Origin of the sequence: Streptococcus cristatus, assembly GCF_003944225.1 — a bacterium.
GTDB classification, from domain to species: Bacteria; Bacillota; Bacilli; order Lactobacillales; family Streptococcaceae; genus Streptococcus; species Streptococcus cristatus_K.
Genome location: NZ_RJPN01000001.1, coordinates 146462 through 160005, shown reverse-complemented (window position 1 = coordinate 160005; position 13544 = coordinate 146462). Strand labels below are relative to the sequence as shown.

Genomic DNA, 13544 nt, shown 5'->3' with positions numbered 1-13544 from the left:
TCCCGTATAAGTAGATAGGAGTCTTCATGTCTGGATTTAATGCAGAAGCAATCAAGAAAGATTTTCCCATTTTGGACCAAATTGTCAATGATGAGCCTTTGGTTTATTTGGACAATGCGGCGACAACCCAGAAACCCAAGCAGGTATTGGCAGTTATCGAAAACTACTATCTTAGAGACAATGCTAACGTCCACCGTGGTGTGCATACGCTGGCCGAGCGGGCGACAGCAGCTTATGAAGCAGCCAGAGAAAGAGTTCGTTCTTTTATCAATGCGGCTTCTAGCAGAGAAGTCCTCTTTACGCGAGGAACCACGACGAGTCTCAATTGGGTGGCTCAGTTTGCGGCTGAAAGGTTGCAGCCTGGTGATGAAGTGATGATTTCTATCATGGAGCATCATTCCAATGTCATTCCCTGGCAGGAAGCTTGTAGGAAGACCGGAGCCAAGTTAGTCTATGTCTATCTAAAGGACGGGGCTCTGGATATGGAGGATTTCCGTGCCAAACTCAATGAACGGACCAAGTTTGTCTCTCTGGCTCATGCTTCCAATGTCCTCGGTGTCATCAATCCCATCAAGAAAATTGCTCAACTGGTTCATCAGCAAGGAGCGCTTTTGGTGGTGGATGGGGCTCAATCCATTCCACACATGAAGATTAACGTGCAGGATTTGGATGCGGATTTCTTCGCCTTTTCGGGACATAAGATGGCAGGTCCGACTGGTATCGGGGTTCTCTATGGCAAGGAAGAGCTGCTAGAGCAGATGTCGCCAGTCGAGTTCGGTGGCGAGATGATTGATTTTGTCTATGAGCAGGAAGCGACTTGGAAGGAGCTCCCGTGGAAGTTTGAGGCCGGTACTCCGAATATGGCTGGAGCAATCGGTCTTGCGGCGGCCATTGATTATTTGGAAGACTTGAGGATGGATGCCATTGCCCAGCATGAGCAGGACCTGATTTCCTACGTATTTCCTAAGCTACAGGCTGTGGAAGGCTTGACTATTTATGGTTCTCAAGATTTAGCTCAGCGCTCCGGCGTGATTGCCTTTAATCTGGATGGTCTCCATCCGCATGATGTCGCGACAGCTCTGGACTACGAAGGAGTAGCTGTTCGAGCAGGTCACCATTGTGCCCAGCCTTTGCTCACCTATCTGCAGGTACCAGCGACTGTACGGGCCAGCTTTTATATCTACAATACTTATGCGGATTGCGACAAGCTGGTAGATGCTTTAGAAAAGACAAAGGAGTTTTTCAATGGCACTTTCTAAGTTAGACAGTCTTTACAAGGCGGTTGTGACCGATCACTCGGCTCACCCCCATCATCATGGGAAACTGGAAGATGTGGAGCAGGTAGTTCTCAATAACCCAACCTGTGGCGATGTTATCAGTCTGTCTGTGAAGTTTAATGCTGAAAATCAGATTGAGGATATTGCCTTTGTGAATTCAGGCTGTACTATCTCAACGGCTTCGGCCAGCATGATGACGGATGCGGTTCTGGGCAAGACAAAAGAGCAGGCACTGGAATTAGCAGAAGTCTTCTCGCAGATGGTTCAGGGCCAGAAAGATAGTCGCCAGAAAGAATTGGGAGATGGAGCCTTTTTAGCTGGCGTTGCCAAATTCCCGCAGCGGATTAAGTGTGCGACCTTGGGTTGGAATGCCCTCAAGCGAGCAATTGAAGAAGATAAAAAGTAAGAATGTGAAAGGAAATTATGTCAGAAGAAAGAGTAGAACCAAAACCAATTGATCTTGGTGAGTACAAGTTTGGTTTCCATGACGATGTTGAGCCTGTTATCTCGACAGGGAAAGGGCTGAATGAAGCGGTTATTCGCGAGCTCTCTGCAGCCAAGAATGAACCAGAATGGATGTTGGATTTCCGTCTTAAGTCCTACGAGGTTTTCAAGAAAATGCCAATGCAGACTTGGGGGCCGGATTTGTCGGAAATTAATTTTGATGACTTGATTTATTACCAAAAGGCCTCTGATAAGCCAGCTAGAAGCTGGGATGAAGTGCCTGAGAAGATCAAGGAAACCTTTGAGCGGATTGGGATCCCAGAAGCGGAGCGAGCTTACCTTGCTGGTGCAGCTGCCCAGTATGAGTCCGAAGTGGTCTACCACAATATGAAGGAAGAGTTCCAAAAGCTAGGAATCGTCTTTACAGATACTGACTCAGCTCTTAAGGAATACCCAGAGCTTTTCAAACAGTATTTTGCTAAGTTGGTCCCTCCAACAGATAACAAGCTAGCAGCTCTCAACTCTGCCGTCTGGTCTGGTGGTACCTTTATCTATGTGCCAAAAGGTGTTAAGGTAGACATTCCGCTTCAAACCTACTTCCGTATCAACAATGAAAATTCCGGTCAGTTTGAACGGACCCTGATTATCGTTGATGAGGGAGCAAGTGTTCACTACGTAGAAGGATGTACAGCGCCTACTTATTCAAGTAACAGCTTGCATGCTGCTATTGTCGAAATCTTTGCCCTGGACGGCGCCTATATGCGTTATACGACTATTCAAAACTGGTCTGATAATGTCTATAACTTGGTAACCAAACGTGCACGGGCTATGAAAGATGCGACAGTTGAGTGGATTGATGGAAATTTGGGTGCCAAAACAACCATGAAATATCCATCAGTCTATCTGGACGGAGAAGGAGCGCGTGGTACCATGCTTTCTATTGCCTTTGCCAATGCTGGTCAGCATCAGGATACAGGGGCTAAGATGATCCACAATGCGCCACACACTAGCTCGTCTATTGTTTCTAAGTCCATTGCTAAGGGCGGAGGTAAGGTAGACTACCGCGGACAAGTGACCTTTGCTCGCAATTCTAAGAAATCTGTCAGCCATATCGAGTGTGATACCATTATCATGGACGATTTGTCTGCATCAGACACCATTCCATTTAATGAAATCCACAACTCGCAAGTAGCTTTGGAACATGAAGCTAAAGTCTCTAAGATTTCAGAAGAGCAGCTCTACTATCTCATGAGCCGTGGCCTATCTGAATCCGAAGCAACTGAAATGATTGTCATGGGCTTTGTTGAGCCATTCACCAAGGAACTGCCAATGGAATACGCTGTTGAGCTGAACCGTCTCATCAGCTATGAAATGGAAGGGTCTGTTGGATAAAAAGAGGCGTTGGCCTCTTTTTAATTGTGAATAAATCTTTGCTTAAGCAAAGTGTTTAAAAAATTCAGAGGACCTGTTAAACAGTAGCAGAATACTATATTGCTTACCCCTCAAAGAACTTTTTTTGATTACTTTAAACGTTTACAAACTATACAAATAACCGCGAATCAATTGATTCGCGGTATTTCTTTTATAACTTCTCATTGACGAAGCGGACAAAGTCGTTCCACCAGACTTTAAAAATAATCGCTTTTTCAACCTTTTTTTCTGTAACCATAGAAATAGAAGTTTTCTTATTTTCAATGTAGCCCTGGCCGATCGGTTCAGAATCTGTATAAGTGAGGGTACCTACTACACTACCCTTTTTCAAAGGTGCCTGCAGCTCCTGCGGGCTTGGAGTAAAAGTGACTTTATGTTCAGCCTGATTGGCTATCCTTTCTAAGATTACCAAGTCCTCACTGGCAACTGCAGCGACCTTATCCTCTTGGCTGTCTCTAACAGCTACTTGGGAGTTGTTGTATCTTTCCCCTTTTTTGACCAAGACTGTCGGAGAAAAATTTTGCGTAACGTAGGTCATTAGGCTAGATGTAACGCCAAAACGGGTATTAGGGTCGTTATCTTCCTGTGCGACCCCTAAAACGACTGTGATCAATCGCATCCCTTTTTCACTGGTCACACCGACAAATGAAACACCATTCTGCTCAGACCCGCCTGTCTTCAAACCCTTCACTCCTGTCCGAAAACTAGGAGAACCTTCCAACATTAAATTAGGATTTTCTAGTTGGATTCCTGCAAAATTCACATGAGATTTGGAAGTGACGCCAAGGACCTCTGGGTAGTCATCAATCAGATGTGAGGCAATCACGGCTATATCATAAGCACTGAACTTATTGACAGTTTCTTGTTTTTTCTTGCTTTTAGAATTCTCTGCGGGCTCCTCTTCGGTATTAGTAGTTTCTAGCGAACCATCTAGTAAACGAATATCCGTACCAGTAGCATTTACAATGATTGCATCAGAAATATTCCATTCCTTGAGTTTGGCTTTCATCATTTTGACAAAATTTTCTTCACTTCCACCAACTTTTTCTGCCAGAGCGATGGTAGCACTGTTGGCGCTTGCTAAAAGAGAAGCATTCAGTAAGTCCTTTACCTTGTAGCGTCGCGCTTCCAGAGGTAGGTTCGCGATAGAGGGATTTACTGTCAGCTGGTAAGCATAATCAGAAATATCAACCTCAGTTTCTAGGCTCAGTTTGCCATTAGCAATGGCTTCGTAAACCAGATAAGCAGTCAAAATGTTAGTAATAGCACCGACTTCTAGTGGGCTTGTAGCCTCCTTTTCATAGAGGATTTTTCCTGAGTTTGCATCGACAGCAATGGCGCTTTTAGCGGCAATTTCATAGTCATCTGCCAGAACAGGCTTGGCAATCAGGCCAAAGAATAGCAGTAAGAATACAAAAAGTTTTTTCATTTCTTTCCCCTAGATTAGTAATAAATCTATTGTAACATAAAAAAGCCGATATTTTTGATAATCCTATTCAAGAATCCTTGTAAAATATTGAACAAATTTTTATTTATAAGATTTTCTGCATGTTTATGAAAATATATGAAAATGCATAAAAATTTTCCTATACTTTGTTTCAATAAAAATAAGAAAAATGCATAGAATTTTAAAATTTTCTTAAATAAGACTTGTTTTTGTCTGGAAATGATGTATAATAATACATAATCTAAAGAAGGAGATTTGCTCATGAAAAAATCTAAATGGTTGGCTATTACTGGTTTGGTTGCAGCATCAGCGCTATTCTTAGCTGCTTGTGGCAAGTCAAGCACCAGCTCGGCAAAGACATATTCTTATGTCTATAATACAGATCCAGATACATTGGATTATGTAAACTCCAATCGCGCCTCCACTTCTGACGTTATTGCCAATTTGGTCGACGGTCTTTTAGAAAATGATCAATATGGGAATCTTATCCCTTCATTGGCTGAAGACTGGACTGTGTCTAAAGATGGCCTAACTTATACTTATAAGTTGCGTAAGGATGCTAAATGGTACACAGCAGAAGGTGAAGAATATGCTGCTGTCAAGGCACAAGACTTTGTCACAGGGCTCAAGCACGCTGCAGATGAAAAATCAGAAGCACTACCAATCGTGCAAAACTCTATCAAGGGCTTGGATGCTTATATCAAAGGGGAAAGCAATGATTTCTCTACTGTAGGTGTCAAGGCAATCGACGACAATACAGTTCAATACACCCTGAATCAGCCAGAAAGCTACTGGAATTCTAAGACAACGATGGGCATTCTCTTCCCAATTAACGAAGAATTTCTGAAGAAAGAAGGCAAAGATTTTGGTACCGTGAAACCTTCAGGTATCCTCTACAATGGTCCATATGTATTAAAGTCATTTACTTCTAAGTCTGTTATCGAATATTCTAAAAACCAAAACTATTGGGACAAGGACAATGTGAAGATCGAAGATGTCAAGTTGACTTACTACGATGGTTCTGACCAGGAGTCATTGATCCGTAACTTTACTGATGGTGCTTACACACAAGCTCGTCTCTATCCGACTAGCTCAAACTACGCATCAGTAGAGAAGAAATACAAAGACAACATCATCTTTACTCCACAAAACTCAACTAGCTATTTCTATGCTTTTAACTTGAATCGTCAGGCTTATAGCCACACTTCTAAGACAGATGCCCAAAAGGCTGCTAGCAAAGAAGCGATTCAAAATAAAGACTTCCGTCAGGCAATTAACTTCGCTTTTGACCGTAAATCCTTTGGTGCCCAGATGAATGGTAATGAAGGAGCAACGAAAATCATCAGAAGCTTGCTTGTACCTCCTAGTTTTGTGCAAGTAGATGGCAAGGACTTCTCAGATATCGTTGAATCACAGTTAGCTTCTTATGGAGATGAATGGCAAGGTGTCAAATTAGCTGATGCCCAAGATAGCATTTACAACCCAGAAAAGGCCAAGGCAGAATTTGCTAAAGCAAAAGAAGCTTTGCAAGCACAGGGAGTTGAATTCCCGATTCATCTAGATGTACCAGTTGACCAAACTGATAAAATCATGGTGCAGCGGACCAATTCCTTCAAACAATCTGTTGAGGCAGCTCTAGGCCAAGAAAACGTTGTGATTGACGTGCATCAAATGTCATCAGACGATTTTGATAACTCTACTTACTTTGCGGAAACAGCTGCCCAAAAGGACTATGACCTCAATATGTCTGGTTGGTCGGCAGACTACCAAGACCCAGTGACTTATCTGAATATCTTTAACCCAGAGACAGGGGATATCTTGGACAATATTGGTCTGACAAAAGGCCAAAACCAAGACCTTGCTTCCAAAGTTGGTTTAACGGACTACAAAGCGCTTTTGGATCAGGCAGATGCAGAAAAGCAAGATACCAATGCTCGCTATACGAAATATGCAGCAGCGCAGGCTTGGTTAACAGATAGTTCTATTGTGATCCCATCTATTTCTGCAGGTGCTTCACCAATGGTTCAAAAGGTTGTACCATTTACCAAAGCCTACTCTTATGTAGGTATCAAGGGTGATGTCTATGTATTTAAGGGAATGGAGCTTCAAGATAAGGTTCTGACAGTAGCTGATTATCAAAAAGCTTTGAAAAAATGGGAAAAAGAAAAAGAAGAATCAACTAAAAAAGCTCAAGAAGAGTTAGCAAGTCACGTTAAGTAACAGAAAAGAGGCTGGGACAGAAATCGGTCATTCGTTAGAATTCGATTTCGTCGTCCCACCTCCGCACAGTTGAGTAGGGCTGTAAAAGCTGATGAAATCAGCGTAGTAGAGCCCACTCAACTACTGCGTCTTGCTCGACAATCAAAAGACAATTGAGAGGCTAGGACTTTTGTCCCAGCCTCTTTAAAGTAGAAAATCCTGTATTTCGTTTATTTTTTTGAACTGTTGGATTTCTCCTCAAGTAGAATAAGAAAAGGTCCGATTGTTTCGGACCTTTCGTTGCTTATTTTGGTGTGATGACTTCCAAACCGCCCATGTAAGGACGTAGAACTTCAGGAATGGTCACAGAACCATCTTCATTTTGGTAATTTTCTAAGATAGCAGCGACTGTGCGTCCAACAGCCAGTCCAGACCCGTTGAGAGTATGAAGGAGTTTGACCTTGCCATCTGCTTCGTCACGGTAGCGGATTTGTGCTCGACGAGCTTGGAAATCTTCTGTGTTAGAGCAGCTAGAGATTTCACGGTAGGTGTTCTGAGCTGGAATCCAGACTTCCAAGTCGTAGGTTTTAGCAGCTGAGAAGCCCATGTCGCCAGTAGAGAGAGCAACGACACGGTAAGGCAGATTGAGCTTTTGTAGGATGTTTTCTGCATTGGCAGTCATCTTTTCTAGCTCTTCATAAGATTCTTCTGGCTTGGCAAATTTCACCATTTCAACCTTGTGGAATTGGTGCAGGCGGATGAGACCACGTGTGTCACGACCAGCAGAACCAGCTTCAGAACGGAAAGATGGGCTCATAGCTGTAAAGTAGATTGGCAATTCCTTGCCGTCTAGAATTTCGTCTCGATAGTAGTTAGTCAGTGGAACTTCAGCAGTTGGAATGAGCACGAAGTTGGTATCGCTTAGCTCAAAGGTATCTTCTTTGAACTTAGGATATTGCCCGGTACCAAACATAGAGTCATGGTTGACCATATAGGGAGTGATGACTTCTGTATAACCTTCTTTGCCATGCTCATCCAGCATGAAGTTGTAGATAGCGCGTTCCAAACGAGCTCCCAAGCCCTTGTAGAAGAGGAAGCGGGCTCCCGTAACTTTTGCTCCACGTTCCCAGTCCAGGATATCCAAATCTTCGCCCAAATCCCAGTGAGCCTTAGCTTCAAAGTCAAATTGGCGCGGTGTACCCCAGCGACGGACCTCTACATTGTCATCCTCGTCTGCCCCGACTGGCACGCTATCGTGCGGAATGTTTGGCAGGGTTGTGGTGAACTCGGTCAATTTAGCATCTAATTCAGCCAAAGTAGCATCCAAATCCTTGACTTGGGCAGATAGTTTTTGCATGGCTGCAATCTTGTCATCTGCATTTTCTTTGTTGCGTTTGGCTTGGGCAATCTCTGCAGAAACAGTGTTGCGTTCTGCTTTGAGATTTTCTACTTTTACCAATAAATCACGTCGTTGCTCATCAATTTCCTTCATTTGATTGAGCACGTCAGCTGCTACGCCACGGGTAGCTAATTTCTCTGCGACAGCATCAAAGTCTGTACGAATACGTTTTAAATCTAACATAAGACCTCCAAAAATAAAAGCACACCGAGGAAACTGTTGGAGCGGCTAGGCCGCGGTTCCATCCAACTTCACAGGTGTGCACTTGATTATGTATGTAGTTGTATTGCAACGGTAGAATTTCACACTAGGCTCCTATCTGCTCGCAGCACCCGCAGACTTTCTGAAAGAAGCGATAGTCTTACTTATCCGTTTCCTAGATTATACAGGATTTTCTATTTTTTTGCAAATATATTTTTAAAGAATTGGCCAATTGTTTGGATCAAAGTAGGCAATTTGACGACTTTCTCATTCCCGATATGTTGCCGTGCAATTTTGAGAATCTTTCCAGTGTCTTTTGAGGCAAAGAGAAACTTGCCCTTATCCGTAAACACTTCGAAATGTCGACTGATATTTTTCCCAGAGACATTGGCACCGATCTGCTGAATGCTAGACCAAGGTAGCTGGATATAGTCTTCTACATTGGCGTCAGCGTAGAATTCCAGTGCGACATCACCGATCAAAAACTTCCCAACCTTGCCACCCAAACCCAGATAGGAAACTCCTGTCGTTTGAAATTCAATCGATTTATTTTGCGATTGCGCCATAGAACATCTCCCTTTTAAATGATATAGCTATTATACCACAATAAAAAGAAGGCCGAAACCTTCTTTTTGATTACATCAAACCAGCAACGTGAGCTAGTACACCAACTACAAAGAGGGCGATGATGATAGTGATAGGGGATACTTTCTTCTTAAGCAGCCACATACAAGCGAAAGTTAGAAGTAGTCCCATCAAACCAGGAATCAAGGAATCCAAGTTTTGTTGGAAAGTTGTAACTTTTTCAGGGGTTTGAGATAGTCCTTGACCAACTTGAGCAAAGGCTTCTTGGATACCCTTATAGCCACTAGACAATTTGTCCCAATGGATATATGCTTTATCATCTAGCTTAACAGATGAAACGTTAAAGACAAACTTAATTGATACCCAGCGCTCAACCAGAACAGCCAAGATAAACATACCTAGGATTGAAGCGCCTTTGGTAATGTCTTGGAGGATACCACCAGACATGTCTTTAGTGATTTCAGAACCAGCCTTGTAGCCCAATTCTTGTGTGTACCAGAGGAAAGTCATCCGGATAGCATTCCAAGCTACAAAGAAGATAAGTGGACCGATGATATTTCCTGTCAAAGCAAGAGATGCCCCAAGTGCACCAAGGATAGGACGAACTGTGAACCAGAAGACAGGGTCTCCGATACCAGCCAGAGGTCCCATCATACCGATTTTAACCCCTTGGATAGCCGCATCGTCAATTGCTGCACCATTTGCTTTTTCTTCTTCAAGTGCAAGTGTAACTCCGATGATTGGAGCTGCAACATACGGGTGAGTATTGAAGAATTCCAAGTGACGCTCAAGAGCAGCAGCTTGATCTTCTTTTTTAGTATAAAGTTTCTTAATGGCTGGAATCAGTGAATAAGCCCAGCCCAGGTTTTGCATACGTTCGTAGTTCCAAGAACCTTGCAAGAAAGTAGAACGCCACCAAACTTTTTGACGGTCAGCCTTTGAAAGAGTCAATTTTCCTGACTCATCAGGTTTTACAGTATTTAATTCTGTCATGATAGTGTGTCTCCTTTCTTAGTAGTCTTCTAGGATGTCGCCGATTGGATCGTTAGATGAAGCTGTTGCTCCGCCACCACCATTTCCGCCTTTTTTAGACAGGGCAAGGTAGATGAGGGCAATAGCGACACCAATTGCACCAAGGGCAATTAGAGTGAGTTCGCTGACAGCAGCCAAAGCGAAACCAATAGCGAAGAATGGCCATACTTCACGAGTTGCCATCATGTTGATAACCATGGCATAACCAACGGCAACGACCATACCACCACCGATTTGCATACCTTCTGATAGCCAAGCTGGCATAGCTTCAAGAGCAGATTTAACAGACTCAGCAGGAATCATCAAAAGCAGTGCTGCAGGGATAGCAATGCGTGCTCCTTGCATGAAGAGAGCGATGAAGTGAGCGCGTTCAACGCCTTTGAAGTCTCCTTTTTTCGCAGCAGCATCTGCACCGTGAACCAAACCGACTGACAAAGTACGGACAATCATAGTCAAGAAGAGACCAGCAACAGCAAGTGGAATAGCAACACCTTGTGCTACAGCGATTCCTTTGCTTGAGAAGTCTCCACCCAGTACCATGATGATGGCAGCGGCAACAGAAGCGAGGGCAGCATCAGGTGCTACAGCAGCTCCGATATTAGCCCAGCCAAGAGCGATCAGCTGGAGAGAGCCACCCAGCATAACACCGGCTGCCAAATTACCAGTTACCAGTCCAATCAAGGTACAAGCAACCAGCGGTTGGTGGAATTGGAATTGGTCCAAGATACCTTCAAGACCAGCTAGGAAGGCAACAAAGACTACTAAAACCATAGAAATAATAGACATGTTTTAAATCCTTTCATAATAATATGAGAGCGAAACGTTTCAGATTATTGAACGTTGGCTTTGTTAATTAAGTCAAACAAATCTTTCTTAGAGTCATTTGGTACTTTACGTACGTCGAATTCAACTCCGAGATCACGTAATTTTTCGTAAGTTGCCACATCGTCCTTGTCCATTGACAGAACGTTGTTGACCATTGTCTTACCAGTTGAGTGAGCCATTGAGCCGACGTTGAGAGTCTTGATTGGCACACCGCCTTCGATAGCGCGTAGGGCATCTTGCGGAGTTTCAAATAAGATAAGAGCGTGCGTATTACCGAAACGTGGATCTTTTGAAACAGCAATCAGCTTATCAATTGGAACAACGTTTGCTTTAACATTACCAGGTGCAGCTTGTTTGATGAGTTCTTTACGAAGTTCATCCTTAGCCACAGAGTCAGAAGCAACGATGATACGGTCTGCTTTTGAATCTGGAGTCCAAGCTGTCGCAACTTGTCCGTGCAACAAACGTGTATCGATACGAGCAAGGTTGATTTTGAGCTTGCCGTCTCCGATAACAGTTCCTTCTGGAATAGCCGCTTGAGCAACTGGTGCAGCAGCAGGAGCAGCGCTTTCTAGGACTGGATTTAGCTCTTCTGGAAGTGCTTTTACGCCTTCCTTAGCTTCCTTGATGATATTTGCAACGACAGCATCTACACCAGCGTTTGCATCCATCATGCGCTCTGTGTAGGCTTGAATTAGCATAGGTAGGTTCAAACCTGTAATAATCGCGAACTTGCGGTCTGGATTTTCACCCATGACACGGCTAGCTTGGTTAAATGGAGACCCACTCCAAAGGTCAGCCAAGACCAATACCTCATCGTTCGCATCAAACGAAGCCACAGCGTCATTGAATTTTGCATACAGATCATCAGGACCTTCGTTTGGCATGAAAGTTACAACTTGAACTTTTTCTTGCTCACCAAAAATCATAGAACCTGACTGATGAATGCCGGCAGCAAATTCACCGTGGCTGGCAATAATGATTCCAATACTCATTATTGTTTTTCCTCCTTATAAAATGTTTGACTTAAGTTTAAGAAAACTTTAAGGCTAACTATTATTATAAAACGTTTTCATGAAAAATGCAAGTACCTGAGTCAAAGCAACAAAGATTTTCAAAGTTTATTGTTGTAGAGAAATCTTATTCTATCAAGCTTTTCTGGCTGTTTCTTCCTAATAAATAATTAGATAAAGATTAGGTTTCTAAAGTAAGTAGGTTAATATATGAAAGTGTTTGAAAATTTCTATGAAAACAGATACTTATTCAATTTTATAACCTATATTATAGAAATAACTTACTTTGGATTCCTATTTAAAGATTATTAAGTATTTTACAAATCATCTATTTTCTGCTATAATCTTTTACAGAGAGAATTCTCATTGTCTACTTTTTAGCGAGTTCGGGATAGTGTGAGCCGGATAGGGAAGCAGTGCAGGTGGCGCTTTCGGTTAACATTTTAAAACGTAATGAAGTAATAAATTAGGGTGGAACCGCGTCTTGACGCCCCTAGGTCACAATAGCCTAGGACTGTCGGATGTGGTTCTTTTGCTTGTTCAAACAGAACAGAGGATGAGCCTAGTGCTAGAAATAAAAATAAAGGAGTAACAAATGTCTAAGAAATTAACATTTCACCTCGCCAAAGTCAATTGCGAACCTAAGGGCTCGATTGACTAACGACAACCGCTATGGGCGGTTTGTCTAGGCGATGTACTAGCTTTTCAAAAGGGAAATAATCGTTCCCTTTTGAACGCTTCGCAAGAATCTCAAGAAAATAAAGGAGTAAAAAATGTCTAAGAAGTTAACATTTCAAGAAATAATTTTGACTTTACAGCAGTTCTGGAATGATCAGGGTTGTATGCTCATGCAGGCCTATGATAATGAGAAGGGGGCGGGAACGATGAGTCCCTATACCTTCCTGCGGGCAATTGGGCCAGAGCCTTGGAATGCGGCCTATGTAGAGCCGTCTCGCCGACCAGCAGATGGTCGTTATGGGGAAAATCCAAACCGTCTTTACCAGCACCATCAATTTCAGGTGGTCATGAAGCCATCTCCAAGCAATATCCAAGAACTTTACTTGCAGTCTTTGGAGCTTTTGGGCATCGATCCGCTGGAGCACGATATTCGCTTTGTTGAGGATAACTGGGAAAACCCGTCAACTGGTTCAGCCGGTCTGGGTTGGGAAGTGTGGCTGGATGGGATGGAAATCACTCAGTTCACTTACTTCCAGCAGGTCGGAGGTCTGCCAACTCAGCCGGTGACCGCTGAGGTGACTTATGGTCTGGAGCGTCTGGCTTCTTATATCCAGGAAGTAGACTCTGTCTATGACATTGAGTGGGCTGATGGCGTTAAGTACGGCGAAATTTTCACGCATCCTGAGTATGAACATTCCAAGTACAGTTTTGAGGTCAGCGACCAAGACTTGCTCTTGGGGAATTTTGAGAAGTTTGAAGCAGAAGCCAAGCGCTGTCTGGACGAACATCTGGTGCACCCAGCTTATGACTATGTTCTAAAATGCTCGCATACCTTTAACCTCTTGGATGCACGTGGCGCTGTATCTGTGACAGAGCGAGCTGGTTATATTGCCCGTATTCGTAACCTGGCTCGTGTTGTGGCCAAGACCTTTGTGGCTGAGCGCAAGCGTCTGGGCTATCCGCTTTTGGATGCAGAGACTCGTGAGAAACTCTTGGCAGAGGAGGGAGAATAA

At 43.4% G+C, this 13544-nt stretch carries 11 protein-coding genes; 5 read left to right on the top strand and 6 right to left on the bottom strand.

What is annotated here, in order from left to right:
• The first annotated feature begins 26 nt into the window (after positions 1-26).
• From D8797_RS00855 to sufB, 3 genes are read left to right on the top strand one after another with little or no spacing between them, the layout of a single operon-like run.
• Entirely contained in the window at positions 27-1259 is a 1233-nt protein-coding gene (locus tag D8797_RS00855; RefSeq protein ID WP_125378903.1) for a cysteine desulfurase, read from the top strand.
• A complete protein-coding gene (sufU, locus tag D8797_RS00850; protein ID WP_125378902.1) occupies positions 1246-1683 on the top strand; it encodes a Fe-S cluster assembly sulfur transfer protein SufU in 438 nt (145 codons plus the stop codon). The genes D8797_RS00855 and sufU overlap by 14 nt, the downstream gene beginning before the upstream one ends.
• A 17-nt stretch (positions 1684-1700) precedes the next feature.
• Complete coding sequence (sufB, locus tag D8797_RS00845) at positions 1701-3113, top strand: Fe-S cluster assembly protein SufB (protein ID WP_125378901.1); 1413 nt, start codon at positions 1701-1703, stop codon at positions 3111-3113.
• 190 nt (positions 3114-3303) lie between these two features.
• Here the strand turns inward: sufB and pbp3 are convergent, their stop codons facing one another.
• On the bottom strand, positions 3304-4581 hold the full coding sequence (gene pbp3 / locus D8797_RS00840; RefSeq protein WP_125378900.1) for a D-alanyl-D-alanine carboxypeptidase PBP3: 1278 nt from the start codon (positions 4579-4581) through the stop codon (positions 3304-3306).
• 279 nt (positions 4582-4860) lie between these two features.
• Here pbp3 and D8797_RS00835 point away from each other — a divergent pair, with 279 nt between their 5' ends.
• Entirely contained in the window at positions 4861-6819 is a 1959-nt protein-coding gene (locus D8797_RS00835) for a peptide ABC transporter substrate-binding protein (RefSeq protein WP_185780818.1), read from the top strand.
• 283 nt (positions 6820-7102) lie between these two features.
• On the opposite strand, the gene serS is transcribed toward D8797_RS00835, so the two are convergent.
• From serS to D8797_RS00805, 5 genes are all read right to left on the bottom strand, one after another.
• Positions 7103-8380 carry a serine--tRNA ligase gene (serS, locus tag D8797_RS00825; protein WP_125378898.1) on the bottom strand — a complete coding sequence of 426 codons (1278 nt, stop codon included), beginning with the start codon at positions 8378-8380 and terminating at the stop codon, positions 7103-7105.
• 212 nt (positions 8381-8592) lie between these two features.
• Positions 8593-8964, bottom strand: coding sequence for a DUF956 family protein (locus D8797_RS00820; protein WP_125378897.1), 372 nt, complete (start codon positions 8962-8964; stop codon positions 8593-8595).
• A 70-nt stretch (positions 8965-9034) separates the two neighbouring features.
• Positions 9035-9976 (bottom strand): PTS system mannose/fructose/sorbose family transporter subunit IID, encoded by a 942-nt coding sequence (locus D8797_RS00815; RefSeq protein WP_125372482.1) that lies wholly within the window; start codon positions 9974-9976, stop codon positions 9035-9037.
• Positions 9977-9994: 18 nt separating this feature from the next.
• Positions 9995-10801 carry a PTS mannose/fructose/sorbose transporter subunit IIC gene (locus tag D8797_RS00810; RefSeq protein ID WP_002908912.1) on the bottom strand — a complete coding sequence of 269 codons (807 nt, stop codon included), beginning with the start codon at positions 10799-10801 and terminating at the stop codon, positions 9995-9997.
• A 44-nt stretch (positions 10802-10845) separates the two neighbouring features.
• Positions 10846-11835: a PTS sugar transporter subunit IIB gene (locus tag D8797_RS00805; RefSeq protein WP_005591780.1), complete on the bottom strand. Its 990-nt coding sequence runs from the start codon at positions 11833-11835 to the stop codon at positions 10846-10848.
• Positions 11836-12626: 791 nt separating this feature from the next.
• Here D8797_RS00805 and glyQ point away from each other — a divergent pair.
• The gene (glyQ, locus tag D8797_RS00800; RefSeq protein WP_015605691.1) at positions 12627-13544 is read left to right on the top strand and encodes a glycine--tRNA ligase subunit alpha; all 918 of its coding nucleotides are present in this window, start codon (positions 12627-12629) and stop codon (positions 13542-13544) included.

Coding starts and splice junctions, on each gene's coding strand:
- D8797_RS00855 (WP_125378903.1), top strand. CDS start 27: ATGTCTGGATTTAATGCAGAAGCAATCAAGAAAGATTTTCCCATTTTG.
- sufU (WP_125378902.1), top strand. CDS start 1,246: ATGGCACTTTCTAAGTTAGACAGTCTTTACAAGGCGGTTGTGACCGAT.
- sufB (WP_125378901.1), top strand. CDS start 1,701: ATGTCAGAAGAAAGAGTAGAACCAAAACCAATTGATCTTGGTGAGTAC.
- pbp3 (WP_125378900.1), bottom strand. CDS start 4,581: ATGAAAAAACTTTTTGTATTCTTACTGCTATTCTTTGGCCTGATTGCC.
- D8797_RS00835 (WP_185780818.1), top strand. CDS start 4,861: ATGAAAAAATCTAAATGGTTGGCTATTACTGGTTTGGTTGCAGCATCA.
- serS (WP_125378898.1), bottom strand. CDS start 8,380: ATGTTAGATTTAAAACGTATTCGTACAGACTTTGATGCTGTCGCAGAG.
- D8797_RS00820 (WP_125378897.1), bottom strand. CDS start 8,964: ATGGCGCAATCGCAAAATAAATCGATTGAATTTCAAACGACAGGAGTT.
- D8797_RS00815 (WP_125372482.1), bottom strand. CDS start 9,976: ATGACAGAATTAAATACTGTAAAACCTGATGAGTCAGGAAAATTGACT.
- D8797_RS00810 (WP_002908912.1), bottom strand. CDS start 10,801: ATGTCTATTATTTCTATGGTTTTAGTAGTCTTTGTTGCCTTCCTAGCT.
- D8797_RS00805 (WP_005591780.1), bottom strand. CDS start 11,835: ATGAGTATTGGAATCATTATTGCCAGCCACGGTGAATTTGCTGCCGGC.
- glyQ (WP_015605691.1), top strand. CDS start 12,627: ATGTCTAAGAAGTTAACATTTCAAGAAATAATTTTGACTTTACAGCAG.